Consider the following 24,799-nt stretch of genomic DNA (forward strand, 5'->3'; position numbering starts at 1 on the left):
CTCTGGGCGGCACATTTCTGTCAAGATATCGCGGCCGCGAGGGCAGCGTAACCGCAAGAACCGGCAATCGGAATTCCCGTGCCAACAGGAGACCTCGATGTTTTCATTTTCACCGACGGCACGTGTTCGACCGTCCCCCTTTTTCGAGGCCGCGGTGGCGGAGGGCATGGTGGCCGCGAACGTCTACAACCGCATGATCATGCCGACGTCCTACGGCGATCCCGAGGGCGAATACTGGCGGCTCATCAACGGGGTTTCACAATGGGATGTGGGCGTGGAACGCCAAGTGCAGCTCAAGGGACAGGACGCCGGCCGGCTTGCGCAGATCCTGTCGCCGCGCGATCTCTCCACCTGCAAGGTCGGCCAGGGCAAATATGTGCCGCTGTGTAATCATCGCGGCACGATCATCAATGACCCTATCCTGTTAAAGCACGCCGACGATCTCTTCTGGTTTTCAATCGCGGACTGCGACATGTGGCTGTGGGCGAGCGCCGTCGCGGCGGAGCGTGGTCTAAAGGTCGACATCAGCGAACCCGACGTTTCTCCGATGGCTCTTCAGGGACCCAAGGCCGAAGACGTGGTGGCCCACGTCGTCGGCGATTGGGTACGCACGCTCAAGTACTTCTGGTTCAAGGAAACCGAGATCGAAGGCATTCCCGTCGCAGTGCAGCGGTCGGGGTGGTCCAAGCAGGGCGGGTTTGAGATCTACCTGAAGGATGGCACGAAGGGCACGAAGCTCTGGAACATCTTCAAGGAGGCAGGCAAACCCTGGGGGATCGGACCGGGAGCGCCCGCGACGGCCGAGCGCACGGAGAGCGGGCTGGTTTCCGTCGGCGGTGACACCGACGAGGACACCAATCCCTTCGAAGTGCGGCTGGGCAAATATGTGGACCTCGATGTTCCGGACGATGTCGTCGGCATTGAGGCGCTACGCAGGATCAAGGCCGAGGGGCCGAAGCGGCACCAACTGGGTCTCGTGCTCGACGGTGCAACGGCGGCACCGCTCGGCACGAAACGCGAGGACATCACGCGCGACGGCTCCATGGTCGGTGTGATGACCAATTGCACATGGTCGCCTCGCATGAAGGCGAACATCGGATACGCCCTTATCTCCGCGGACATGAAGGCAGGCGAGACTGTCATCGTTCACCGCCCCGGCGGTCCGACCGCTGCGCGGCTTGTGGAGCTCCCATTCCTATGAGCGCCGAAGCACCCTATCTCCGACCAAGGCCCGCCAATTATGTCCCGCTGACGCCCCTTTCATTTCTGGGGCGAACGGCCGAACTCTATCCAGACCGATTGGCGCTTATCGATGAGGATCGACGCTTCACCTGGCAGGAGGTGCGCCAACGCTGCGAAGCTCTGGCCGCCGCCCTCATGGATATCGGTGTCAAGCCGGGTGACGTGGTTTCCGTGCTTGCTCCGAATACGGCGGAGATGTTCGAGGCGCAGTTTGCTGTCGCAATGGCCGGCGCCGTTCTTAACACCATCAACATCCGCCTTGATGCCGAGACGGTGGCCTATATCCTGGACCATGCGGAAACCCGGGTCCTGATGCTGGACAGGCAGTTCGCATCGATGGCCGAGGAGGCGTTGCAGCGCACCAGGGGCGGCCGACCCGTCATCATCGATCTCGGCGGGCCAGGGGATGCCCTGCCAGGCAGCCAGCGCCATTCGGATCTGGTTCGATCCGCGCCCGGCGACTTCCGCCCGGTGTTCCCGACCGACGAGTGGCAGACCCTGTGCCTCAACTATACGTCCGGTACCAGTGGCAGGCCGAAGGGGGTGCTCTACCATCACCGTGGCGCCTACCTGATGGCGCTCGGTACCATCGCCGGCTGGGGTCTGTCGGGCCATCCGACCTATCTCTACACAGTGCCCATGTTCCACTGCAATGGCTGGGGCCATGCGTGGACCATGACCGCGCTCGCTGCGACAATCGTGTGCTGCCGGCAGATATCGGCCAAGGCCGTTTACGATGCCATCGGCTCCTTCGGCGTCACGTATTTCGGCGGTGCGCCGATCGTGCTGGGCATGCTGGTCGAGGCCGCGGAAGCAGAACGGCCGGTGCTTCCTCACAAGGTGCGCGTGATGACGGCGGGGGCGCCTCCGCCAGCGGCGATCCTCGAGAAAGTCGAGGCATTGGGCTTCGACGTCATGCAGGTTTACGGCCTCACGGAAACCTACGGCCACGTCGTTCAGTCCATTTGGGAGGAAGAGTGGAACGAAATGGACGTCGCGCAGCGCGCGACGATCAAGGCACGCCAGGGCGTGCGTTTCCCGATGATGGAGACTGCCGAGATCCGGGATGTCGCATCGGGAAAACGCCTGCCGAAGGACGGGACCGCGATGGGTGAGATCGTGTTGCGCGGCAACACGATCATGAAAGGCTATCACAAGGATGAAGCCGCTACGGAAGCCGCCTTTGCCGGCGACGCGTTTCATAGCGGCGACGTCGCCGTGCAACATCCCGACGGCTTCCTCGAAATACGCGATCGCTACAAGGACATCATTATCTCCGGCGGGGAGAACATTTCCTCGATCGAAGTGGAATCCGCCTTGTATCGCCACCCCGCCGTCAGTGCCGCCGCTGTCGTGGCCAAGCCGGATGCCAAGTGGGGCGAAACGCCCTGTGCCTTCGTGGAATTGAAGCCGGGGGCTAGCGTCACTGCTGACGAGTTGAACCAATTTTGCCGCCAGCATCTTTCCGGCTTCAAGGTTCCCAAGAGCTACGTCTTCGAGAACTTGCCCAAGACCTCAACGGGAAAGATCGAAAAATACAAACTGCGCGAGAAAGTGAAGACAACACCATGACGAAACCGAACTTTATCACCATCGAGACGGACGGTCCGGTAACGATCGTAACGCTGGTGCGCGAGGATCGGCGCAACGCAATCAGCGAAGATATGCTGCTGGAAATCGAAAACGTGTTTCGCGCGCCGCCGCAGGGCACCCGATCCTTCGTGCTTGCGGCCAAGGGCGACCACTTCTGCGCTGGGCTGGATCTTCGCGAACATTATGACAAGGACCGGTCTCCGATCGAGTTCATGACAATGTGCCAGAAGTGGCACCGTGCTTTCGATGTCATTCAGTTCAGCGGAATCCCGGTGATTGCCGCCCTGAAGGGAGCGGTCGTCGGCGGAGGGCTTGAACTGGCAGCGGCGGCCCATGTACGCATCGCCGAAGAAGGAACCTTCTTTGCCCTCCCGGAAGGCCAGCGCGGCATTTTCACGGGCGGCGGGGCGACCGTGCGCGTTGCCCGGATCGTTACCCCGGCGCGCATGGTCGATATGATGCTGTCGGCCCGCACCTACGATGCGCGGCGTGGCCTGGACCTTGGCCTGTGCCATGAAGTGGTGGAGGCAGGGCAAGCATTGTCACGCGCCAGAGAATTGGCCGCACAGGTCGCACGTAATCCGCCGACCACCAATTTCGCCATCGTCACCGGCATATCCCGCATCAACGACATGTCCACCACGGACGGCCTGTTTGCGGAGGGCCTGCTCGCAATGGCGGTTCAGACCAATCCGGAGATCAGGGATCGGCTGGAGGCGTTCTTTTCCAAAAAGACCAAGCGCCTCGAACCCGGCACGAGTTGACGTTCGCGATGACCTACAATCCGCCCATCCCCCAAATCCTTCTGGCGATGCAGACCGCCGATCGGTTTGCCACGACGCAGAGCGGGGACCTTTCCCCCGAAGACGTCCAGGCCATCCTCTCCGAAGCAGGGCGTTTTGCGAGCGAGCGCATCGCGCCCTTGAATCCGGTTGGTGACCGAACCCCTTCGACCCTCGACGAAAGCGGAAAGGTGACCACGCCGCCGGGCTGGCGCGAAACCTACCATGCCTGGTGCGAGGCGGGCTGGAACAGCCTCACAGGACCAACCGAATATGGCGGCCAGGGGCTTCCAATCTCGCTGGCCGTGGCCTGCACCGAGTTCTGGAATTCGTCCTCCATGGCTTTCGCCCTCTGCCCGCTTTTGACTGCTGGCGCCATCGAAGCCATCTCCGAACACGCCTCTCAGGAACTCAAGGACCGCTACCTGCCCAAGCTTGTGTCCGGTGGATGGACCGGGACCATGAACCTGACGGAGCCACAGGCCGGTTCCGATCTTTCAAATCTTCGTTGCAAAGCCAAACGGACGGGCGACGGCAGCTACCGCATTACCGGCAACAAGATCTTCATCACCTATGGCGAGCATGATTGCTCGCCGAATATCGTACATCTGGTTCTTGCGCGGTTGGAGGATGCGCCCGCGGGCACGCGCGGCATTTCCCTGTTCCTGGTTCCGAAGATCCTTCCTGACGGCTCACACAACGATCTGCGGTGTCTTTCGCTTGAGCACAAACTCGGCATTCACGGCTCGCCCACCTGCGCCATGGCTTATGGCGACAACGGAGGCGCAAGGGGCTGGCTCATCGGCGAGGAGAATCGCGGTCTCAATTGCATGTTCACGATGATGAACAATGCGCGGCTCCTGGTCGGGACCCAGGGTGTTGCGCTCGCGGAGCGGGCGACGCAGGCGGCCTTCGCCTATGCAAGGGAACGTCTCCAGGGCAGCGCCCCGGGTAGAGATGGAACTACAAGCCCCATCATCCGCCATCCCGATGTTAGGCGAATGCTGCTCGAGATGCGAACCCGGACGGCCGCGGCGCGCATGCTGTGCATGGCGACGGCTTCCGCGCTCGATTCAAGCGTGAACGCGCCGACAGAAAACGAAAGGCGACATGCCTACGCGCGAGCTTCAATACTGACGCCTTTGGCCAAGGCGTACTCGACGGATATCGCGGTGGAAGTGACCTCGACCGCAATCCAGGTCCACGGCGGCATGGGCTACGTCGAGGAGACCGGTGTCGCGCAGTACTACCGCGATGCGCGCATTCTTCCGATCTACGAAGGCACGAATGGCATCCAGGCAATCGACCTCGTCACGCGCAAATTGCTCGTTGGGGGCGGAGAGACGCTGTCTCAGATTTTGGAATCTTGTCGCAGGACATTGTCCGCCTTCGAAAGCTGTTTGCCGGCCATGGAAGCTGTAGCTGACACGGTGGATTTGGCGAAAATGCTCTGCGATGCGCCCGGCGGCTCGTTGGCACTCGCGGTCGCCGTGCCATTCCAGCGTGCCTTGGCCAGCGTCGTCGCCGGTGCTCATCTGGCTGAAGCCGCAGCGCTTGCACGAGGCGGCGCGCTTGAGACAGAAGCTGCGGTCAACGCAAGGTTTTTCATCGCCGTTGAATTGGTATCGGCAGTTGCTGCGGCGAAAGCGTCATTATCCGGCGCCGATGCGACAGGTTCGGATGACCTTGAATAGTCGGTGTACCTGAGCCGCGCGACTGGCATAGAAGTCAGGGTGACGGCTTGGCGATCAAGCTCGCCCAGTCGGCGATGAAGCGCTCACGCAGAATCCTGTCCTGAGCGGCAAGCAAGGCGGGGCCGATGCGGATGGGCCGTCCTATGCCCGATTCCATCAGTGCCGCCGGCCCGTCGACACCGTCGGGCAAGGGCGATTTCTCCGAGAAGAAAAACGCCTGCTCGCGGGCGACGCGCTGGCCGCGCTCGGACAGCAGATAGTCGAGAAACCGCGCCGCGAGATCGCGGTTGCCGGTGGTCGTTGGGATCATCACGCCCCTGGACAGGATCAGCGCGTAGTCGCGCGGCACGACGATCCTCAGGTTGGGGTTCTTGCGGTATGCGGCATAGGCGTAGGACCCCAGAATGTTGTAGGCGATACGAATGTCGCCGCTGGCGACTTCGCCGAGAACCTCGGCGTTGCAGCAACGTTTGACCGCTTCCGCCCGGCTGAAGCTTTCCAGCAGCCGCCCGTAGATCGTCGGCGCCTGGCGCGCGTCGTTGAAGGCCAGCAGATAGCCGATGCCGGAGGCGGCGACATCGTAGGTGCCGATGCGCCCGCGGTAGACCTCGGGCTTGCGGCGCAGAAGATCGGCGAGCTCGTCATGTGTATGCGGGACGTCCCCGGGCGGTACTTTCGTGGAATCGTAGACGATGACGGCCGGCTCGAAGGTGAAGCCGTACACCTCCTCGCGCCAGTCGGCCCAGGCCGGCGCCGATCGCGCTTCGGGCGAGACATGCTGCAGGGCGCAGCCGTCATTAGCCAGTTTCACCAGTTGATCCACCGACGACGACAAAAGGATGTCGCCCGGCCCGCTGCCCTGGCGGCACGCCTGCTCCGCCTCGCGGAACAGGTCGTTGGTGACGTAGTCGGAGAACTCCACCGACACGCCGGGCGCGATTTGCTGGAAGTCGAGGACGAGCGGCCGCATCGCGTCGAGATCGGTCGCTGCATGGATAGTCAGCACGGCCGACTGCGCCTGTTTCGACTTGAAGAACACCCGGTCGCCTTCGACGGCGCTGGCGACGCCGGCAAACAGCAGCAGGGCCAGGGCGCACAGCGTGGCCAGGGTCGCTCTCATGACCTCTCCTGCGCGTGAAGCGGCAATTCCAGCACCACGGTGAAACCGTGTGCACCGGTCTTCTCGCGAAACCGAAGCGCGCCGCCGAGAACGGCCGCGACCTCGGAAGCGATGGCGAAGCCAAGTCCCGCGCTGCCCTCGCCACTTTTGGTGGAGGTAAACCGCCTGGTCAGATGGTCGAAGTCCGCCGCCGACAGACCTGGCCCGTCATCCTCAACGGCGACCATCGCCAGCCCATTGCCGGTGGCGACGCGCACTTCGAGCCGGGAGATGGTCCCATGGCGCAAGGCATTGTCGATGACGTTGACGATCGCCTCGCGCAGGCTGAGCGCATCGCCGAGAACGGTCACCTCCTCGTCCGGGGCCTCGAAGGAAACGACGATGTCCGGATCTATGGTGATCGGAACGGCGGCACGAAAGGCCTTGCGCGCCGCTTCGGTCAGATCGACCGGCGCCAGTTGCGCCGAATCGAACCGGTGTATGACCATCGCGTGGCTGAGCAGCTGATTGGTGAAGCGCGACAGCTCCGCCGTGCGGTCGCGCACCCTTGTCAGATGGCGGCGGTCGCCTTCGGACAGGCGTTCGTCATTGATCAGGCTCACCTGTGCCGACAGCGCGGTAAGCGGTGTGCGGAGCTGATGGGCACTGTCGGCGACGAAGCGCTGCAGCAGCTTCATCCGGTCGTCGAGCCGGTTCATGAAATGGTTGATGGAGGCGACGAAGGGCGATAGTTCGCGCGGCACCGTCACCGCAAGCGGCGTCAGGTCTTGGGGATCGCGCGTACGCAGCGCCTCGCCCAGATCGGCGACCGGACGCAGCGAATAGCGTACCGCCAGGGCCGAGCCGGCAAGCGCCAGGACGCTCATGACGGCGACCAGGACGCTGGCCCGCAGCGTCAGTTGCGACGCCAGCTCCGCCCGCGCTTCGGTGGTCTGGGCGATGATGATGTGAGCCCATCCGGACACCGCCGGATCGGACAGTGCGCGGCCGGTGACCGCCACCCGAACCGGCACGCCGCGATAGACGGCCGAATGGAACACCGGGCTTGACCGTACCTTGCCAAGGTCGATCCCGGGCGGAAGATCGTCATAGCCGGTCAGCGTCCGGCCCGACGGCGCCATCACCCGATAGAAGATGCGATCCCGCCCGGCGAGGCCGAGCAGTTCGAAGGCGGATGGCGGCAGATCGAAGGTAAGCGTTCCCTCCTCGACCGTCAGGCTCTCGGTCATCTGGAACGCCGCGCCTTGCAGAAGGCGATCATAGGCGTCGTCGGCGGCGGCACGCGCATAGTACCAGGCGGCGGTGACCAGAATGGCCGCACCCAGCGCCAGCACCAGCGCGACGCGCAGCACCAGCCGCGAGAAGAGGGAGCGCTCAATGCTCTGCATCGGAGACAAGCTTGTAGCCGATGTGCCGCACGGTGACGATGTGCGCCTTGGCGCCTTCCAGCTTTTTTCGCAGGCGGCCGATGTAGAGCTCGATCGCGTTGGCGCCGGCGGCTTCGTCGAACCCGAACAGTTGGTCCAGCAATTCGTCCTTGCCGAAAACCCGGCCGGGTTTGGCCGCCAGGATTTCGAGAAGGCTGATTTCGCGCCGCTTCAACTGCACCTCGCGCTTGCCGACACGCACGCTGCGGTTGGCCCGGTCGAGCACGATATCGCCGCAGACGATCATGTTCGTCGCCTCGCCGCTACGCCGGCGCATCAGCACCCTTGCGCGCGCTTCGAGCTCGCGAAAATCGAACGGTTTGATCAGATAGTCGTCGGCACCGAGATCCAGTGCGCTGACGCGGTCGTCGACTTCCGAGCGCGCGGTCAGCATCAGCACCGGTACGGCATTGCTGCCTTGCCTGAGCCGTCGCAGGATCTCGAAGCCGTCGAGACCCGGCAGCATGACGTCGAGAATGACTAGGTCGAATTCAGTGAAGTCGAGAATCTCCGACGCTGCATCGCCGTGTGTTTCCCAATCGACGGTGTGTCCGACCGCTTCGAAGCGACGGACGATGGCCTCGCCGACATCGTGGGTGTCTTCGACCAGCAGAATACGCATCAGCAACGTCTTGCACTGAACCCGGCGACATTCAAGCGCCAAAGCCGCTACCGGCGGGCATGACAGCATGGTGACAGTTTTGAGGTGTATCAGACCTGCGTCTGTCCGCGGCACGAGGAGTGTGCGGACATGCGCGGGGGAGGAGAGCCCCGAAAACAGACGAGACGTTTGATCGAACGCGGCCGGTGCCGCGGCGACCAGAGGCTTCGTGCACTCGCCCGCCGCTGGCGGGACGGTTTTCCGGTCCCGGTATTCCAGGTCCATGAGGAGAAAACGATGATCCGATTTCTGACTAAAATGGTGGCCGGTGCCGCCCTTGTGGCGGTGGCCGCGGGCGGCATGGCGCTGGCCCAACCGGCAAAGCCGGAATGCCTCGCCGGCGCCAAACCCGGCGGCGGCTTCGATCTCACCTGCCGGCTCGCCGCCAACGCGCTACTCACCACCAAGCAGATTTCACAGCCGATGGCCGTGACCTACATGGAAGGCGGGGTAGGCGCGGTTGCCTACAACCATGTCATTGCCAAGCGCGCCAAGGACGGCAATCTCATCACCGCCGCTTCGTCGGGCTCGGCGCTGCTGATCGCCCAGGGCAAATTCGGCCAGTATGACGAGAACGCCGTACGGTGGCTCGGCGCGCTTGGCGCGGATTACGGGGTTCTCGTCGTGAATGCCGACTCGCCCTACAAGACGCTCAAGGATCTCGTCGACGCCTACAAGGCCGATCCGTCTTCCTTTGCCATCGCCGGCGGTGGCGCCGTCGGTTCGCAGGACTGGATGAAGGCCTCGCTTCTCGCCAAGGCCGCGGGCCAGGAGCCCAAGCAGATGCACTACGCGGCCCTCGAAGGCGGTGGCGCCGTGCTGACGGCGCTCGAAGGCGGGCACGTCCAGGTTGGATCGGGCGATGCCGCCGAAATGGTCAAGCATCATGTCGCCGGCAAGATCCGCATCCTTGCCGTCATGGCACCGCAGCGGCTGACGGGCGCATTGGCCGACGTTCCAACCGCGCATGAACAGGGCTTTGACATCGATTGGCCGATCTGGCGCGGTTACTACGTCGGCAAGGATGTCTCCGACGCCGATTTCGACTGGTGGGTGAAAGCCTTCGAGGCTGCCAGCAAGACCCCTGAATTCGCCAAGGAGCGTGAGGAGCGCGGCCTGTTCGAATTCACCATGGTAGGCAAGCCGTTCGAGGAGCGCGTCAAGGCCGACGTCGTGCGCTTCAAGCAACTCGCCAAGGAAGCTGGGATGTAATTCCCTCAAAAGGCAGCGGACCCTCCCCGGATTGGAAGGTCCGCTGCCGACTTCTGGACGAATGAGTTTCAAACGGACTGACGGAGGCCCGCAATGTCCGACAATGCCAGAACTGCTCTTGTGATCGGCCGAATTTCGGCATTGTGTCTGTTCGGCCTGGCCGTTGCCTATGGCGTCGGCGGCGCCAGCATCGAATACGCCTTCTCGTCCGACCCGCTCGGGCCTCGCGTGGTGCCGGTGGCCCTGGCCCTCATTCTCGGACTGCTGTGCGTGTTCTATGTGCGCTCGCCCGGCACCGCCGAGGCGTTTCCATCCGGACGGCTTTTGTGGCGGGTGCTCGCCATCCCTCTGTTGCTGGTCGTCTGTGTCGCGGTCTTCGAGACGGCGGGGTTCGCGATCTCCGTCTTCCTGCTGACTTTCGGCACGGGCCTGATCTTCGGCGCGCCGCTCGGTTACGCGGCGGCCGGCGCGGCCGGCCATGCGGCGCTGTGGTGGTTCATCTTCTCCTACCTGCTGCAAGTCTATCTGCCCACGGGCACACTGTTCGGCTGATCGCGGATCGGCCGCTCCTTGCGGGAAAGGCAAACATCATGAATCTCGATTATCTCTGGCATGGGTTTGCCGTCGCCCTGACCGGTCAGAACCTTCTCGTCGGCCTGATCGGCTGTTTCATCGGCACACTGGTCGGTGCGCTTCCCGCCATCGGCCCTATCAACGGCATCGCCCTGTTGCTGCCGATCGCCTACACGATGGGCCTTCCCGCCGAAAGCACGATGATCCTTTTGTCGGCCATCTATTGCGGCGCCGAATATGGCGGTCGCATTTCGTCGATCCTGCTCAATGTGCCAGGCGATGCCGGCGCCGTGATGACGGCGCTCGACGGCTATCCGATGGCGCGGCAGGGACGGGCCGGCGAGGCTTTGACGCTGTCCGGCATCTCGTCCTTCGTCGGCGGCATTTTCGGCTCCATCGGCCTTGCGCTGTTCGCGCCGGTTCTCGCCCGCCTGGCGATCGGCTTCGGCCCGGCCGAATATTTCGTGCTGATGGTCTTTGCTTTTGCCACCCTCGGCTCGATGGTCGGCAGCCAGCCGGTCAAGACGCTGATCGGCTGCACGCTCGGCCTGATGCTCGCCACCGTCGGCCTCGACGCCACGTCGGGCGCCTACCGCTTCACCTTCAATCAACCCGAACTCGGCGACGGCATCGAATTCGTGGTGCTGGTGATCGGCCTGTTTTCGATCTCGGAAGCGCTGGTCATCCTCGAGCACCAGGGCCGCGGCTTCACCGTGATCCGCGAACTCGGACGCATGACGGTGCGCGCTGCCGATGTCGCGAGATGCACGGGCACCATGCTGCGCAGCTCGGTCATCGGCTTCGTCGTCGGCGTGCTGCCCGGCACCGGCGCTTCCGTTTCCAGCGCCATCGCCTACACCACCGAGAAGCGCCTGTCGGACACAGAGGACACCTTCGGCAAGGGTGACGTGCGTGGGTTGGCGGCGCCGGAAGCGGCCAACAACGCCACCGCCTGCGGCGCCTTCGTGCCGATGCTGACCCTCGGGATTCCAGGCTCCGGCACCACTGCCGTCATGCTTGGGGCCTTGATGCTCTATAACATCCAGCCGGGGCCGATGCTGCTTACAGAGCGGCCGGAGATCGTCGGTGGCCTGGTCGCTTCGCTGTTCATAGGCAACTTTCTACTGCTGCTGCTCAATCTTCCTCTGGTCAATATCTTCGCCCGCGTGCTGACCGTTCCGAACTGGCTTCTGGTTCCCGGCATTCTGGTCCTGTCGATCGTCGGCGTCTATTCGACCCACGCCTCCGTCTTCGCGATCTTCCTGATGCTCGGCATCGGCATGGTCGGCTGGCTGCTGCGTAAGGCGGGCTTCGACATGGCACCGATCATCCTCGGCTTCGTGCTCGGCCATGTCATGGAAATCAATCTGCGCAACGCGCTTGCGATCAGCGGCGGCGAGCTGTCGATCCTCTTCTCCAGCACCATCTGCATCGTATTGTGGGTCATGGCGACAGCGGTGGCGGTCCTGCCGACGATGCTGTCCTGGCGTTCGCGGCGATTGAAGATGGCCCGCGCCACTCGAATGCCGGCAATCGACGGCGCCCCCCGACTCGATTGAGCCGACCCACCGCCAGCGCACCTTGCGCCGCCATTGCTGCTTGTACCGCTTGGTAGTCATCCTGATGGCTGCTGGCGGCGTGGGAAATCACATCGATCGTGAGGCCGCAATTAGTGCTTGCAAAGAGCCGCGCCACCCGGCCCGAAAAGCGAAGGGCGGCATAGTCGATCCCGGCGCCGAGGGCATAGCCGCGTTGCCAGTCGTTCTTCTCGTATGTGACCAAGGCGTCGTGTCCCGGGCCGTGAACTTGACCTTGCCGCCGGCATACCCGGCCTTTGCATAGATCAAGACACGATCGAAGGCATAGCCAATGCGCCCGCCGGCTGTAATGTAGTTTGAAACCTTGCCGGTTTCTGTGTCGCAAGGGGTTTCAGGACAAAACCTGATGACGGCTTGGAGCCCACCCCGTCTGGGGACCGATGCATCGGGGTGCCGAAGTGCAATTTAGATGCGTGACGTACAAGTACGCGTATCGCTGCATGAACCGGACGTATGCCTGGAGCCGGAGGCGACTATTCCGGTACTCCCCATGACCCAGCGCTTGATGCGCGCTCATTCCTGGTAGTCGTGAACGGTGACGTGGTGAGTTATGCCGCGGTGGTTCGCAAGACCATCCAGTTCAACGGCGCGACTTTCGACGTCGCCGGACTAAGCTACGTCGCCACCGATCCCGCATATGAGGGTCGCGGTTTCGGGTCCAACACCGTTGCTGCGGCGACGCACTGGATGGAACAGAGCGGGATCGATTTCGGTGTCTTTACCTGTGATCCGCCGCTCGCCGGTTTTTACGCCCGGGCGGGCGCATGGCTGATCATGCCGGATGCAGTTCTGATCGGCAGCCGGGCAAGGGATGCCTTGCGCAGCGACACGCTGGGGAAAGTCGTGTTGATGCGTCTTTTTTCGTCAAAGGCCATTACGGCCGAGTTGGAGATCACCCACTCGACGGTCGATCTTGACCTCCCGGTCGGGCAGTTTTGGTAAGCTCGTATTTGAAGGAGGAATTTCTGTGAAGGCTGCCGCTCAGCCAAGTCACCACTCGGCGAAGGAGCCGTCCCTGTGGCGCCAGATCGGGTTACGCCAGCGATGTCCTTCCTTGGCGCGCTCCTTGACGTAGTCCTCGTCGATCTCGACACCGAGGCCCGGGCCATTGGGAATGGCGACATAGCCATCCTCGTAGCGGAAGACATCCTTGTTGGCGGCGTAGTCGAGCAGGTCATTGGCGGCGTTGTAGTGGATACCGAGGCTTTGCTCCTGGATGAAGCAGTTGTAGCTGACCGCATCAAGTTGCAGGCATGCGGCCAGCGCGATCGGACCGAGCGGGCAGTGCGGTGCCACCGCCACGTCATAGGCCTCCGCCATGGCCGCGATCTTGCGGCATTCGGTGATGCCGCCGGCATGCGACAAGTCGGGCTGGATGATGTCGACTATGGCTTCCTCGAACACGGACTTGAAGTCCCAGCGGCTGTAGAGGCGCTCGCCGAGCGCGATCGGCGTCGAGCCAAGGGCGGCGATCTCCTTCAGCGCCTCGCGGCTTTCGCTGAGCACCGGCTCCTCGATGAACATCAGCCTGTAGGGCTCAAGCTCCTTGACCAGGATGCGCGCCATCGGCCGGTGCACGCGGCCGTGGAAATCGACGGCAATGCCAATGCCGGATCCGACGGCTTCACGAACCATGGCGACGCGCTCCACTGCCGCGTCGATCTTGTCGTGGCTGTCGACGATCTGCAGTTCCTCGGTGCCGTTCATTTTGAGTGCCAGGAAGCCGCGCGCCACCATTTCCCTGGCGCCGGCGGCAACCTCGGCCGGCCGGTCGCCGCCGATCCAGGAATAAACCTTGACGGTGTCACGCAACTTGCCGCCGAGCAGTTCATGCACGGGCACGCCGAGCGCCTTGCCCTTGATGTCCCACAGCGCCTGGTCGATGCCGGCAATGGCGCTCATCAGGATCGGCCCGCCGCGGTAGAAGCCGCCGCGATGCATCACCGTCCAGTGATCCTCGATCAGGCGCGGGTCTTTGCCGATGAGATAATCACCAAGCTCCTTGACCGCCGCCTCGACGGTCAGCGCCCTGCCTTCGACCACCGGCTCTCCCCAGCCGGTAACGCCTGCATCGGTCTCGATCTTCAGAAACAGCCAGCGTGGCGGAACGATGTAGGTGGTGAGCGAGGCGATTTTCATGCGGGCGGGACTTGTCTCAGTTGCTCTTGAGTTTCTTGGCGCTGGCGAGATCGCGCGCCGCAAGGTCGAGGATCCGGTTGGCTGCATCCCGCGCCGCCTTGGCGTCGCGCATGCGCAGCGCTTCTACCACCTCTTGATGCGCCGACACCGCTTCGGTGCGCCGCTCGAGCGAAATCGTCGCCGTTGCCTCCAGTGAGAATTTCAGCCCTGTGTCGATCAGATTGCCAATCTGGCGAAAGATCGGGTTGTGGCTGGCGGCATAGACGATCTGATGGAAGACAATATCGGAGCGCGAGAACGCTGCGAGATCCTCGCCTGCGCTTGCCATACCTTGCCACGCCGCCTCGAGATCGGCGATCTCCTGCAATGTCGCGCGCGTCGCGGCCAGCTCGGCGACCAGAGGTTCGATGGCCCTGCGTGTCTCCAGGATGGCGTCGAAGAGCTTGTCGTCCAGCGCATGCGGCGCATGCCAGGCCAGCACCTGCGGATCGATGATGTTCCAGTCGTCCTCGTCGCAGACGACGGTGCCGACGCGCGGCCGTGACAGCACCAGCCCCTTGGCGGCAAGCACCTTCAGGGCCTCGCGGATGACGGTGCGGCTGACGCCATATTCGACGCCAAGTTCGTTTTCGGTCGGCAATGAGGATCCGGCCGGATAGCGTCCGGAAAAGATGTCCGAGGCGATCGCCTTCGTCACATCCGGCATGACGCGCGGGCGGCGAGCGGTGGCGTTCCCCGGGGCCTTGTTTAAAATTTCGGTCACCTCAGCCCTCCTCCAAGGCGGCGAACCTGCCATGTTCGCACAACCGGCCCGGCATTAGCGGATGCAAACGACTTGCGCCAGCGATCGTTGATCATAGCATGTATATTAATTATCATACCAGATCAATTGACGAGTATGATAAAAGCGACTAGAGAATCCGATACCCGGGCTGAGGCCCGGCCTATCGCTGGGAGGTAATCATGCGACTTTTAAAGACCGCGCTCGTCGCGGGCGCGCTTGCCATGCTGTCCGTCACGACCATCGCTGCATATGCTCAGGACACCAAGATCGGTTTCATCGTCAAACAGCCCGAGGAGCCATGGTTCCAGGATGAATGGAAGTTCGCCGACCAGGCCGCCAAGGAAAAGGGGTTCACCCTTGTCAAAATCGGCGCCGAGGACGGTGAGAAGCTGATGTCGGCGATCGACAATCTCGGCGCTCAGGGCGCCCAGGGCTTCATTGTCTGCACGCCGGACGTGAAGCTCGGGCCTGGCATCGTCGCCAAGGCCACCGCCAACAATCTCAAGCTGATGACCGTCGACGACCGTCTGGTTGGTGCCGACGGCAAGGCGCTGGAAGACGTGCCGCATATGGGCATCTCGGCAACCAAGATCGGCGAGGCCGTCGGCAAGGCCATCGTCGACGAGATGAAGGCACGCGGCTGGAAGGCCGACGAGGTCGGCGCCATTCGCGTCTCCTATGACCAGCTGCCCACGGCCGTCGACCGTGTCGAAGGCGCCATCTCGGTGCTGAAGGCGAATGGCTTCAAGACCGAGAACATCTTCGACGCGCCGCAGGCCAAGACCGACACGGAAGCCGCACTCAATGCCGCGACAGTCGTGCTCAACGCCCATGCTGACATCAAGAAATGGGTTTCCTTCGGCCTCAATGACGAAGCCGTACTGGGTGCGGTGCGTGCCGCCGAAAGCGTCGGCATTCCGGCGGACGGCATGATCGGCGTCGGCATTGGCGGCGCGGATTCGGCGATCAACGAGTTCAAGAAGCCGGCTGCTACCGGCTTTGTCGGCACCGTGATCATCTCGCCGAAGCGCCATGGCTACGAGACGGCGCTCAACATGTATGACTGGGTTGCCAACAACAAGGAACCGGAGAAGCTGATCCTGACCTCCGGTGCGCTGGCCAAGCGTGACGACTATCAGAAGGTCCGCCAGGGCCTCGGCATCGAATAATCCTCCCTGTACAAACAGGCGGCGGCTCATCCCGCCGCCTGTTTCTCAATGGCAAGAAGGATCGCTGCCCGTGTCCTTTCTCGATTTCTCGCACATCACCAAGACCTATCCAGGCGTCAAGGCGTTGTCGGACGTCTCGTTCAGCGTTGACAAGGGCGCCGTGCACGGCCTGATGGGCGAGAACGGCGCCGGTAAATCCACCCTGATCAAGATCCTTTCCGGTGACCAGCATGCCGACGCGGGCGAAATCCGCATCGATGGCAAGGTCCAGGCCTATGCCTCGACCCGGGATGCCTTCGACAATGGCGTCATCGTCATTCACCAGGAATTGCAGCTCGTTCCCGAGCTCACTGTTGCCGAAAATCTCAGCCTCGGCCGCTTTCCCGCCAGCGCCGGCATCATCGCGCGCACCAAGATGCTGGAAGACGTCGGCGCCAAGCTGAAATCGGCCGGCATCGACATCGACATGCGCCGCAAGGTCAAGACGCTGTCCATCGGCGAGCGCCAGATGGTCGAGATCGCCAAGGCGATCATGCTCGATGCGCGCGTCATCGCGCTGGACGAGCCGACCTCTTCCTTGTCGTCACGCGAGAGCGAAATCCTGTTTGCCTTGATCGATCGCCTGCGCGGGGAGGGCAAGGTCATCATCTATGTGTCGCACCGGCTCGACGAGGTGTTCCGGCTCTGCGACAGCCTGACCGTGCTGCGCGACGGCAAGCTCGCGGCGCACCATGCTTCGGTCAAGGACGTCACCCGCGACCAAGTCGTCGCCGAAATGGTCGGCCGTGAAATCTCTGACATCTGGGGTTTTCGTCCGCGCAAGGCCGGCGATATCAGGCTGAAGGTCGACGCTCTGTCAGGGGCAAAGCTCAGGACGCCGGCCAGTTTCGAGGCCCGCGCCGGCGAGATCGTCGGCTTCTTCGGCCTGATCGGTGCCGGCCGCTCGGAACTGATGCGGCTGGTCTTCGGCGCCGATCCGCGCTCGGGCGGCGCCATCACCGTCGACGGCAAGGCGGTCCACGCCGCCGACCCGCATGGCGCGATCCGCGCCGGCATCGTGCTGTGTTCGGAAGACCGCAAGCATGACGGCATCATCCAGGGCCGCTCGATCGAGGAGAACATCAACATCTCGTCGCGGCGCCATCACACGCGCTTCGGCATCTTGAACCGCGCCAGCGAAATCGCGACCGCCGAAACCTTCATCAAGAAGCTCAAGGTGCGCACGCCCTCGCGCAGGCAGGACATTATCAACCTCTCCGGCGGCAACCAGCAGAAGGTCATCCTTGGCCGCTGGCTGTCGGAGCAGGGCGTACGGGTTCTCATCGTCGACGAGCCGACGCGCGGCGTCGATGTCGGCGCGAAATCGGAAATCTACGAACTGCTCTACCAGCTTGCCGAGGACGGCATGGCGATCGTCGTCGTCTCGTCCGAACTGCCGGAGGTGATGGGCATCTGCGACCGCGTCCTGGTGATGTGCGGCGGGCGTGTCAGTGCCGAACTCACCCGCGACCAGTTCGCCGAAAGGGCGATCCTGGCCGCCGCTCTTCCCGACAAGAAAACTCCCGACGCGATCGCATCCTGAGGACTCTGGCATGACCCAACCCTTGAAGAAGATCCTGCTCGGCGAACAGGGGCTCGTCGTCATCTTCGTCGTTGCCTTCGCGCTGGTGTCGGCTCTGGTGCCCAACTTCCTCACCGATCGCAACATGCTCGGCCTGCTGCAGTCGGTGGTCACTGTCGGCATCGTCGCCTGCACCATGATGTTCTGCCTCGCGGCGCGCGACTTCGACCTGTCGGTCGGTTCGATCGTCGCCTTTGCCGGCATGGTCGCGGTGATGGCGTCGAACGCGTCAGGTTTGATCCTGCTCGGCCTTCTGGCGGCAATTGCCTGCGGCGCCTTCGTCGGTTTCGTCAACGGCGTCGTCATCGCCAAATTTCGCATCAACGCGCTGATCACGACGTTGGCGACCATGCAGATCGTGCGCGGCCTTGCGCTGATCGCGTCCGATGGCCGCGCTGTCGGCATCAACAGCCCGGATTTCTACCAGCTCTCGCTGTCTAAATTTTTGGGCATTCCGACGCCGATCTGGGTATTGGCCGTCCTCTTCGGCATATTCGGCTTCGTGCTGAACCGCACGGTCTTCGGCAAGAACACGCTCGCCATCGGCGGCAACCCCGAGGCGTCACGTCTGGCCGGCGTCAATGTCGACAGGACACGCATCTGGATCTTCGCGCTGCAAGGTGTCGTCTGCGGCGTCGCCGGCATCCTGCTCGCATCGCGCATCACCTCGGGTCAGCCCAACGCGGCGGTCGGGCTCGAGCTTTCGGTCATCTCGGCCTGCGTGCTCGGCGGCGTCTCGCTTGCCGGCGGACGCGCCACCATGTCGGGCGTCATCGTCGGCGTGCTGATCATGGGCATCGCGGAAAACGCCATGAACCTGCTCAACATTCCGGCCTTCTACCAATACATCGTGCGTGGCGTGATCCTGCTGCTGGCCGTGCTGCTCGACAATCTGCGTTCGTCGGCACTGGGGCGGCGCTGAGCGGGTGTGTCGTCCCGAATTCTCATAGAGAGCGATCGGCTGAACGTCTGGATCAGCCCACTTGGGGGTGCGATCGTTGAGGGTCATCCGGTAGAAGGCATGCCGTTCCTTCGCCGCTACAAGGGCAACGCCAAGTTCGATGTGGCCGATGGCGCGTGCTTTCCGCCGGTGCCGCTCGGCAATCGCGTCGAGAACAATGCGTTCTCCTTCGGCGGTCGAACGTTTGCGTTCGCGCGCAATGCCGATGATCCGCTGTATATCCATGGCGATGGCTGGCTTGGCGCCTGGGCAGTGGAGGAATGCCGGGCCGATCACGTTGAACTGGCCTTCGACAAACAGCAGAGCGCGGTCTCGCCGTATGCCTATCATGTGCGACAGTCGTTCAGGCTCTTGGGTGCCCGACTGGAATTACTGATGTCCGTCACGAACACCGGCGGCGTCACCCTGCCGTTCGGCCTCGGCTTTCATCCCTTCTTTCCGCGCACGCCTTTGACGACCCTGCTTGCCCAGGCCCAGGCGTGGTGGACGGAGGGCGATGGGCATCTTCCGGCCTCCAGGGGCGCCATTGCTGAAGATGTCGACTTCTCCACGACGCGCCCATTGCCAGACAGCTGGCTGAACAATTGCTGCGAAAGCTGGAATGGCGTCGCGCGCATCGTCTGGCCGAAGCGGCGGCTCGGGGTGCACATCAAGGCGGACAGTGCGCTCGACCGCTACATGCTCTACGCGCCAGACCAGGACAAGAGCTACTTCTGTTTCGAGCCGATGAGCCACACGCCGAATGCACTGAGGCATGTCGATGCTGACACGATGGGGCTCAAGTTGCTGGCGCCCGGCGAAACGCTGAGCGCCGGATTCACAATGACCGTCTTCGATTGGAGTGACGACAATGGCTGAACGCCTTTCCGGCAAACGCATCTTCCTCACAGGCGCCGCCCAAGGCATCGGGCTGGCTATTGCCGAGGCCTGCCTTGCCGAAGGGGCAAAGCTGTTCCTCGTCGACCAGGACGGTGCGTTGCTGGACAAGACTGTCGCCGGCCTGGCCGGACCGCAAGGGCGTGTCGGGCATATCGCAGCCGATATCAGCGATGGGGCGGCGATTGCAGCTGCCGTTCGCCATGCAGCCGTTGAGATCGGCCCAATCAACGCTCTGATCAACAATGCGGGGATGAACGTGTTCTCGACACCGCTCGATGCGACTGAGGCCGAGTGGAACCGCAATTTCGACGTCAACGTGAAGGGCGCATGGAACTGCGGCAAGGCTGTCTTGCCGGGCATGATAGCAAGTGGCGGCGGGGCTATCCTCAACATAGCCTCGACGCATAGCTTCACCATCATCCCGCACACCTTCCCCTATCCAGTCGCCAAGCACGCACTGCTCGGCCTGACCAAGGCCTTGGCGCTCGAATACGCAGGCCAGGGCGTGCGGGTTAACGCGCTTGCGCCCGGCTATGTCGAGACGCAGAAGGTCGTCGATTACTGGAACTCGTTCCCCGACCCCGTTGCCGCCCGCGCCAAGACGATGGCGTTGCATCCGAGTGGCCGCATCGCCTCGCCGCGCGAGATCGCTCTTGCCGCGATCTTCATGATTTCCGACGAATGCCCGTTCATGAATGCAGCTTGCCTCGTCGTCGATGGCGGTCTCAGTCAGCTCCAGCACCCCGCCTGAACAATCCCGAAGACGCATTAGACATCAAAAAAGCGCGAAGCGGGATTGCGCGTTAAATGAAGCAACCTTGGGAGCGCAGGCCGCGCGCCCACCAAACGGCGGACCAGCTGGCAACGGCGGTCGCGCTCGACATGACGGCACAGACTGGACACCGACCGTGCGCACCTACCTCGCCACCGAGGAATGGAACAGTCTCGTCGATCTAGTTCGTCTTCAGTTGACCAATCCGGTTTTCGGCGATCCAGCGCGCGGCGAGCACCAGCGCGCCCATGCTGAAATCCTTGCCGTGCTTGGCGACCATCTCTTCCGACAATTTGGCGAGCTGTTCGAAGAAGGCGTCCTTGCTCTCTTCCTCTGTGGTGATTTCAATCTGCATTCTATCCTCCTGTTTCGCGCGGACTGCCCCGCTATTTGAACATCTGCGCCGGAAAGGTGATGATCGCCGCAGTGCCGTCGACCATGCCCGCAGCCAGATGCCGTCCGTCGCCGGACCAGGCAAGCGCGGTTACCCCACTGCCCAAGGGCCGGACGAGAAGCTCGTCGCGCCCGCCGATCTGGGCGACGGTGATCCGGCCGTTGGCGTAGCCCGCCGCGACGAGTTTCTTTTCCGGATGCGCCGCCACCGTTTCGACTAGCACGAGACCCGCGCGACCGGTCTCCAGTGCTCCGGCGCTTTCGCCGTCAAGCGGCGGCGCGGTCATCGACCAACCGGCGATCCGGAACGCACCGGAGGCAAGCAGCGCGTTCGCCGGCTGGCTCCAGCACACGGTTCGGACCGGCGAGGGGAATCCCGCGATGACGCCGTTAAGACCATCGGCGATGTTGATCAGGGCAAAGCCGCCGGTTTCGAGCCCACTGGCCAACCATGTGCCATCGCCGCTCCAAAGGATCGATGTCGGGCGCGCCGGAAAGGCAAAGTCTCGTATCAGGCTGGCAGGCCCTTCGACTGCCCAGATCGACAGCCCATTGCCCAAGCCACAGGCGAGGCGGCGTCCGCCGGGGGAGAAGGCCAGTGTGTCCGTCGATGATGTCGCACCGCTTTCCAGCTTCGTCACATCGCCGAGGTTGCTGGAGAGGAAGACATCGCGCCCGTCGCTGACCGCCGTCATCGCTGTCTGGGCACTATGGTCGATCGCGACTATCGGCCCTTCGATCTTGATCTGTGTCTCCGCAACTTCGCCGTCAGCCGTCAGATGCACTGCCTTGCCGGTCGCCGTTCCGACGAGAAAGCTGGAATCCAGATAGGCGGCGAGGGGGGCATCGCCATCGCCAAACCCCGCCGAGGCGATCAACGGCACCGGCGGCTTCTCGCGCGGGCGGATCGTCGTCTGGCCGAGATCGCCGCTTACCCTGATGCGCGACTCCGGCGGTTCCTGGTCGGCGATCGCGGCCAGGGCGAGCGTTCCGTCCACGGATGTGAAAGCAACGGTCGAACCATCGGCGCTGAAGCACAGATCGGCGATCGCCGACGGGCGCCGCCAACTGCGTGCCAGCAGGTCGAACAAGGTCAGGTTTTGCATCGTCTGCTGGTTCACTGTGTCTCTCCGGTCAGTCCTCGTTCACTATCGCCGCGAGCTCGCGATCGACATCCGCGACCTCGCTTTCAGCAGCGGCGATGCGGTCTTCACACGCCGAGCGTGCGTTCATGATCGCCTCGGCGCTCTCTTCCGCCTCATGCAAATCCTGCACCAGTTGCGCGCTGGCGCCGTTCCTGCCGATCTCCAGTTCCACGCGCAGCACATCCATCTCGAGACCCGCGAGTTTCTGATTGAGCCGCAATGTCTCGGCGGTGAGCGCCGAGACGTTGCCAACAAGAGCCATCCGGCGCTCAAGCAGCCCCTTGCGCGCGGCGGCTTGCCTCTTCACTGAACCCGTCGTCATTTCTCCTCTCCGGCTGCCGGCCCGGCCGGACTTTCGAAAGCCGAAAGCAGCTTAGGCAGAGTGTCAGCCTGCGATTGGAACTGCTTCTCGGCCGTTTCGATGTGGCTCTTGAGCTGATCCCAGATATCGACGCGGATCATCGATGTGGTGTCGCCGGTGAGGCGCTCAATCTCGTCGACGCGGAACTGGCGCGTCAGCGAAACACCGGAAAACACGAAGTCGCGCAGCAGGATCGCATGGCTCTCGATGAACAGATGGATCATCGGATGGGTTTCAGTGGTGACGCCGCCGGCAGCAAGCTCGGCCCGGATGAAGTCCTGGAAATGGCTTTGCAGCCGGTACTGGCTTTCTCCCATGAAACGCATGACGAAAACCAGGTCGCGCGGCATCAGCCTGACCAGATCGCCGGTCACCCCGTCGGCCTGGTTGGACATTGGCGGGGCTGGGGCCCGGTTGTCTTTGTCGTCCGGCATGATCCTTCTCTGACGCTGCGCTCGTCTAATGCCTGCTCAAGATAGTAGAGCAAGATCATAAAATAAATAGATCTCGAAAGAATTTGATTATATTGCGGAAGCTAACCGAATATATTGCAGTGCAAACATTAATAAATGTTACGGTCGTAATATACATGTGTAAAATATCGTTACAGTTGCCTATGCATTTATGAGCGGAATAGGCTGATATTTCGCTCCGCGTGGCTCACGGCCCCAGTTTTCGAACTGGCACGGCGATTGCTTTACCTGTTTGCATAAGAAGCCCATCGCGCTTGACGCGGTGCCAAAAGAACGAAGGACCGGAGGAAGCAGGGACAGGGTACATCCGCTTCGGCACGCCCTCGCAAAATGCGGTTGGCGTCTCGCGGCTCCCTGCCAGACACCTCGAAACCTTTGCCGCGATCCACTTGAATGGCCGGACCATGAGTCGCGCCTGAATGCGCAACCCTTTGTCGTGCCGTTCGCACTCTCACTGGCGGTGCCGAGCGCCGCTTCATGCCGGGGTCAAGGGACCCGCGGCTCAAACCTGGTGGAGGCTTATGACGATGACGTCTCTGACGCTCAACAAGATCACCTCGCAACGCGGCATCTCCGTGGGCGAAGCAACCAAGAAGATCGCCGACCTCGGCTGGAATCCTTCCTACGTCCAGGAAGCGATGACGTTTCCGACCGACTACAAGATCAACAAGACGCCGCGCGACCCGATGAAGCAGGTCCTGCGGTCCTATTTCCCAATGCAGGAAGAGAAGGACAACCGCGTCTATGGTGCGCTGGACGCGGCGCTACGCGGCGACATGTTCCGCAATGTGGAACCGCGCTGGGTCGAATGGATGAAACTCTTCCTGGCCATCATTCCCTTCCCGGAAATCTCCGCCGCGCGCTCGATGGCGATGGTCGCCCGCATCGCGCCCGGCGAGGAACTCAGAACCGGCTTCACGATGCAGATGATCGACGAGTTCCGTCACTCGACGATCCAGATGAACCTGAAGAAATGGTACATGGAGAACTACATCGATCCGGCCGGCTTCGACATCACCGAGGAAGCCTTCGGGAAATGCTACGCCACCACCATCGGTCGCCAGTTCGCCGAAGGCTTTATCACCGGCGACACCATGACCGCCGCCTGCATGTATCTGACCGTGGTGGCCGAAACCGCCTTCACCAACACGCTGTTCGTCGCCATGCCCTCGGAAGCCGCCCGCAATGGCGACTACGCACTGCCGACGGTTTTCCTGTCGGTGCAGTCGGATGAGAGCCGGCATATCGGCAATGGCCACTCGCTGCTGATGGCGGCGCTCAAGGAGCCGGAAAACCACCTGCTGCTCGAGCGCGACCTACGCTACGCCTTCTGGCAGAACCACGCAATCGTCGATGCCGCCATCGGCACCTTCATCGAATACGGTACCACCAACCGCGACAAGAACAAGGAGTCTTACGCGGAAATGTGGCACCGCTGGATCTATGAGGACTACTACCGCACCTACATGCTGCCGCTCGAGAAATACGGCATCAAGGTCCATCACGACGACGTCCAGGCGGCCTGGGAACGCATCACCAAGAAGAACTACGTCCACAAGGTCGGGCAGTTCTTCGCGGTCGGCTGGCCGGTCAACTTCTGGCGCATCGAAGCCCAGACCGACAAGGACTTCGAGTGGTTCGAGCACAAGTATCCGGGCTGGTACGCCGAGTTCGGCGATTTCTGGAAGTGGTACGCCAAGCTCAGCCACAAGGGCGAGAAGGTGCTGCTGTTCAACAGCGACGTCGGTTACGTCTATCCGCACCGCTGCTGGTCCTGCCTCGTTCCCTGCCTGATCCGCGAGGATATGGTGGTCGGCGAGATCGACGGCCAGTTGCACACCTTCGCCCACGAACTCGACAAGTGGACCGCGACGGTGGCCTTCGCCGACGAGTATCAGGGCCGTCCGACGCCCGCCATGGGCCGCTTCAGCGGCAAGCGCGAGTGGGAGACGCTCTATGACGGCTGGGACTTGGCCGATGCGATCAAGGACCTGAACTTCGTCCGTTCGGACGGCAAGACGCTGGTTCCGCAGCCGCATATGCGCTTCGACGACAAGGAAATGTGGACCCTCGACGACGTGCGCGGCAACAAGCTCGGATCGCCGCTGAACGCGCTGCGTGGCATGTCGCCAGCGGACCGCGAGAAGCACCTGGCGGAATACCGGGCCGGCTTCACCATCAATCCCTGCAACTGATCAGG

At 62.6% G+C, this 24,799-nt stretch carries 23 protein-coding genes; 14 read left to right on the plus strand and 9 right to left on the minus strand.

Translation table 11 applies throughout. From position 1 onward, the window contains the following. Positions 1 to 166: 166 nt before the first annotated feature. From LB543_RS23590 to LB543_RS23605, 4 genes are read left to right on the plus strand one after another with little or no spacing between them, the layout of a single operon-like run. Positions 167 to 1,201, plus strand: a complete 1,035-nt coding sequence (locus tag LB543_RS23590) for a glycine cleavage T C-terminal barrel domain-containing protein (RefSeq protein WP_224615712.1) — start codon at positions 167 to 169, stop codon at positions 1,199 to 1,201. Then, positions 1,198 to 2,814, plus strand: coding sequence for an AMP-binding protein (locus LB543_RS23595; protein ID WP_224615713.1), 1,617 nt, complete (start codon positions 1,198 to 1,200; stop codon positions 2,812 to 2,814). The genes LB543_RS23590 and LB543_RS23595 overlap by 4 nt, the downstream gene beginning before the upstream one ends. Then, positions 2,811 to 3,599 carry a crotonase/enoyl-CoA hydratase family protein gene (locus LB543_RS23600; protein WP_224615738.1) on the plus strand — a complete coding sequence of 263 codons (789 nt, stop codon included), beginning with the start codon at positions 2,811 to 2,813 and terminating at the stop codon, positions 3,597 to 3,599. The genes LB543_RS23595 and LB543_RS23600 overlap by 4 nt, the downstream gene beginning before the upstream one ends. An 8-nt stretch (positions 3,600 to 3,607) precedes the next feature. After that, on the plus strand, positions 3,608 to 5,311 hold the full coding sequence (locus LB543_RS23605) for an acyl-CoA dehydrogenase family protein (RefSeq protein ID WP_224615714.1): 1,704 nt from the start codon (positions 3,608 to 3,610) through the stop codon (positions 5,309 to 5,311). 34 nt (positions 5,312 to 5,345) lie between these two features. Here LB543_RS23605 and LB543_RS23610 read toward each other — a convergent pair whose 3' ends face one another. The 3 genes from LB543_RS23610 to LB543_RS23620 are packed head-to-tail and all read right to left on the minus strand — an operon-like array spanning position 5,346 to position 8,480. After that, the gene (locus tag LB543_RS23610; protein ID WP_224615715.1) at positions 5,346 to 6,431 is read right to left on the minus strand and encodes an ABC transporter substrate-binding protein; all 1,086 of its coding nucleotides are present in this window, start codon (positions 6,429 to 6,431) and stop codon (positions 5,346 to 5,348) included. Beyond that, positions 6,428 to 7,819: a sensor histidine kinase gene (locus LB543_RS23615; RefSeq protein ID WP_224615716.1), complete on the minus strand. Its 1,392-nt coding sequence runs from the start codon at positions 7,817 to 7,819 to the stop codon at positions 6,428 to 6,430. The genes LB543_RS23610 and LB543_RS23615 overlap by 4 nt, the downstream gene beginning before the upstream one ends. Further along, on the minus strand, positions 7,806 to 8,480 hold the full coding sequence (locus LB543_RS23620; RefSeq protein ID WP_224615717.1) for a response regulator transcription factor: 675 nt from the start codon (positions 8,478 to 8,480) through the stop codon (positions 7,806 to 7,808). Before LB543_RS23620 ends, LB543_RS23615 begins: the two co-directional genes overlap by 14 nt. 276 nt (positions 8,481 to 8,756) lie before the next feature. On the opposite strand from LB543_RS23620, the gene LB543_RS23625 reads away from it, so the two are divergent. The 4 genes from LB543_RS23625 (at position 8,757) to LB543_RS23640 (ending at position 12,844) form a co-directional block, all read left to right on the plus strand. Then, entirely contained in the window at positions 8,757 to 9,731 is a 975-nt protein-coding gene (locus tag LB543_RS23625) for a Bug family tripartite tricarboxylate transporter substrate binding protein (RefSeq protein WP_140756822.1), read from the plus strand. 93 nt (positions 9,732 to 9,824) lie between these two features. Next, positions 9,825 to 10,283, plus strand: a complete 459-nt coding sequence (locus LB543_RS23630; protein WP_224615718.1) for a tripartite tricarboxylate transporter TctB family protein — start codon at positions 9,825 to 9,827, stop codon at positions 10,281 to 10,283. A gap of 38 nt (positions 10,284 to 10,321) precedes the next feature. Further along, entirely contained in the window at positions 10,322 to 11,863 is a 1,542-nt protein-coding gene (locus tag LB543_RS23635) for a tripartite tricarboxylate transporter permease (protein ID WP_224615719.1), read from the plus strand. 492 nt (positions 11,864 to 12,355) lie between these two features. Further along, a complete protein-coding gene (locus LB543_RS23640) occupies positions 12,356 to 12,844 on the plus strand; it encodes a GNAT family N-acetyltransferase (RefSeq protein WP_224615720.1) in 489 nt (162 codons plus the stop codon). Between the two features lie 48 nt (positions 12,845 to 12,892). Here LB543_RS23640 and dgoD read toward each other — a convergent pair whose 3' ends face one another. After that, a complete protein-coding gene (gene dgoD / locus LB543_RS23645) occupies positions 12,893 to 14,041 on the minus strand; it encodes a galactonate dehydratase (RefSeq protein ID WP_224615721.1) in 1,149 nt (382 codons plus the stop codon). 16 nt (positions 14,042 to 14,057) lie between these two features. After that, positions 14,058 to 14,747, minus strand: a complete 690-nt coding sequence (locus LB543_RS23650; protein WP_140808403.1) for a FadR/GntR family transcriptional regulator — start codon at positions 14,745 to 14,747, stop codon at positions 14,058 to 14,060. 257 nt (positions 14,748 to 15,004) lie between these two features. On the opposite strand from LB543_RS23650, the gene LB543_RS23655 reads away from it, so the two are divergent. The 5 genes from LB543_RS23655 (at position 15,005) to LB543_RS23675 (ending at position 20,206) form a co-directional block, all read left to right on the plus strand. Next, positions 15,005 to 15,994 (plus strand): arabinose ABC transporter substrate-binding protein, encoded by a 990-nt coding sequence (locus LB543_RS23655; protein WP_140756831.1) that lies wholly within the window; start codon positions 15,005 to 15,007, stop codon positions 15,992 to 15,994. Between the two features lie 70 nt (positions 15,995 to 16,064). Beyond that, positions 16,065 to 17,576, plus strand: coding sequence for an L-arabinose ABC transporter ATP-binding protein AraG (gene araG / locus LB543_RS23660; protein WP_224615722.1), 1,512 nt, complete (start codon positions 16,065 to 16,067; stop codon positions 17,574 to 17,576). A gap of 10 nt (positions 17,577 to 17,586) precedes the next feature. After that, complete coding sequence (gene araH, locus LB543_RS23665) at positions 17,587 to 18,537, plus strand: L-arabinose ABC transporter permease AraH (RefSeq protein WP_224615723.1); 951 nt, start codon at positions 17,587 to 17,589, stop codon at positions 18,535 to 18,537. A gap of 6 nt (positions 18,538 to 18,543) precedes the next feature. Beyond that, a complete protein-coding gene (locus LB543_RS23670; RefSeq protein WP_224615724.1) occupies positions 18,544 to 19,434 on the plus strand; it encodes an aldose 1-epimerase in 891 nt (296 codons plus the stop codon). Then, positions 19,427 to 20,206 (plus strand): SDR family oxidoreductase, encoded by a 780-nt coding sequence (locus LB543_RS23675; RefSeq protein WP_224615725.1) that lies wholly within the window; start codon positions 19,427 to 19,429, stop codon positions 20,204 to 20,206. The genes LB543_RS23670 and LB543_RS23675 overlap by 8 nt, the downstream gene beginning before the upstream one ends. Positions 20,207 to 20,408: 202 nt before the next feature. Here the strand turns inward: LB543_RS23675 and LB543_RS23680 are convergent, their stop codons facing one another. The 4 genes from LB543_RS23680 to LB543_RS23695 are packed head-to-tail and all read right to left on the minus strand — an operon-like array spanning position 20,409 to position 22,560. Beyond that, positions 20,409 to 20,582, minus strand: a complete 174-nt coding sequence (locus LB543_RS23680) for a hypothetical protein (protein WP_181182804.1) — start codon at positions 20,580 to 20,582, stop codon at positions 20,409 to 20,411. A gap of 31 nt (positions 20,583 to 20,613) precedes the next feature. Further along, entirely contained in the window at positions 20,614 to 21,741 is a 1,128-nt protein-coding gene (locus tag LB543_RS34080; RefSeq protein ID WP_224615726.1) for a WD40 repeat domain-containing protein, read from the minus strand. Between the two features lie 13 nt (positions 21,742 to 21,754). Beyond that, positions 21,755 to 22,087, minus strand: coding sequence for a hypothetical protein (locus LB543_RS23690; RefSeq protein ID WP_224615727.1), 333 nt, complete (start codon positions 22,085 to 22,087; stop codon positions 21,755 to 21,757). After that, a complete protein-coding gene (locus LB543_RS23695; RefSeq protein ID WP_224615728.1) occupies positions 22,084 to 22,560 on the minus strand; it encodes a hypothetical protein in 477 nt (158 codons plus the stop codon). The genes LB543_RS23690 and LB543_RS23695 overlap by 4 nt, the downstream gene beginning before the upstream one ends. 560 nt (positions 22,561 to 23,120) lie before the next feature. Here LB543_RS23695 and LB543_RS23700 point away from each other — a divergent pair. Continuing rightward, positions 23,121 to 24,794, plus strand: a complete 1,674-nt coding sequence (locus tag LB543_RS23700; RefSeq protein WP_210241170.1) for an aromatic/alkene/methane monooxygenase hydroxylase/oxygenase subunit alpha — start codon at positions 23,121 to 23,123, stop codon at positions 24,792 to 24,794. The last annotated feature ends 5 nt before the right edge of the window (positions 24,795 to 24,799 follow it).

The organism is Mesorhizobium sp. ESP7-2 (assembly GCF_020164715.1).
GTDB lineage: Bacteria > Pseudomonadota > Alphaproteobacteria > Rhizobiales > Rhizobiaceae > Mesorhizobium.

Coding starts and splice junctions, on each gene's coding strand:
- LB543_RS23590 (WP_224615712.1), top strand. CDS start 167: ATGGTGGCCGCGAACGTCTACAACCGCATGATCATGCCGACGTCCTAC.
- LB543_RS23595 (WP_224615713.1), top strand. CDS start 1,198: ATGAGCGCCGAAGCACCCTATCTCCGACCAAGGCCCGCCAATTATGTC.
- LB543_RS23600 (WP_224615738.1), top strand. CDS start 2,811: ATGACGAAACCGAACTTTATCACCATCGAGACGGACGGTCCGGTAACG.
- LB543_RS23605 (WP_224615714.1), top strand. CDS start 3,608: ATGACCTACAATCCGCCCATCCCCCAAATCCTTCTGGCGATGCAGACC.
- LB543_RS23610 (WP_224615715.1), bottom strand. CDS start 6,431: ATGAGAGCGACCCTGGCCACGCTGTGCGCCCTGGCCCTGCTGCTGTTT.
- LB543_RS23615 (WP_224615716.1), bottom strand. CDS start 7,819: ATGCAGAGCATTGAGCGCTCCCTCTTCTCGCGGCTGGTGCTGCGCGTC.
- LB543_RS23620 (WP_224615717.1), bottom strand. CDS start 8,480: ATGCGTATTCTGCTGGTCGAAGACACCCACGATGTCGGCGAGGCCATC.
- LB543_RS23625 (WP_140756822.1), top strand. CDS start 8,757: ATGATCCGATTTCTGACTAAAATGGTGGCCGGTGCCGCCCTTGTGGCG.
- LB543_RS23630 (WP_224615718.1), top strand. CDS start 9,825: ATGTCCGACAATGCCAGAACTGCTCTTGTGATCGGCCGAATTTCGGCA.
- LB543_RS23635 (WP_224615719.1), top strand. CDS start 10,322: ATGAATCTCGATTATCTCTGGCATGGGTTTGCCGTCGCCCTGACCGGT.
- LB543_RS23640 (WP_224615720.1), top strand. CDS start 12,356: ATGCCTGGAGCCGGAGGCGACTATTCCGGTACTCCCCATGACCCAGCG.
- dgoD (WP_224615721.1), bottom strand. CDS start 14,041: ATGAAAATCGCCTCGCTCACCACCTACATCGTTCCGCCACGCTGGCTG.
- LB543_RS23650 (WP_140808403.1), bottom strand. CDS start 14,747: ATGCCGGATGTGACGAAGGCGATCGCCTCGGACATCTTTTCCGGACGC.
- LB543_RS23655 (WP_140756831.1), top strand. CDS start 15,005: ATGCGACTTTTAAAGACCGCGCTCGTCGCGGGCGCGCTTGCCATGCTG.
- araH (WP_224615723.1), top strand. CDS start 17,587: ATGACCCAACCCTTGAAGAAGATCCTGCTCGGCGAACAGGGGCTCGTC.
- LB543_RS23675 (WP_224615725.1), top strand. CDS start 19,427: ATGGCTGAACGCCTTTCCGGCAAACGCATCTTCCTCACAGGCGCCGCC.
- LB543_RS23680 (WP_181182804.1), bottom strand. CDS start 20,582: ATGCAGATTGAAATCACCACAGAGGAAGAGAGCAAGGACGCCTTCTTC.
- LB543_RS23690 (WP_224615727.1), bottom strand. CDS start 22,087: ATGACGACGGGTTCAGTGAAGAGGCAAGCCGCCGCGCGCAAGGGGCTG.
- LB543_RS23695 (WP_224615728.1), bottom strand. CDS start 22,560: ATGCCGGACGACAAAGACAACCGGGCCCCAGCCCCGCCAATGTCCAAC.
- LB543_RS23700 (WP_210241170.1), top strand. CDS start 23,121: ATGACGATGACGTCTCTGACGCTCAACAAGATCACCTCGCAACGCGGC.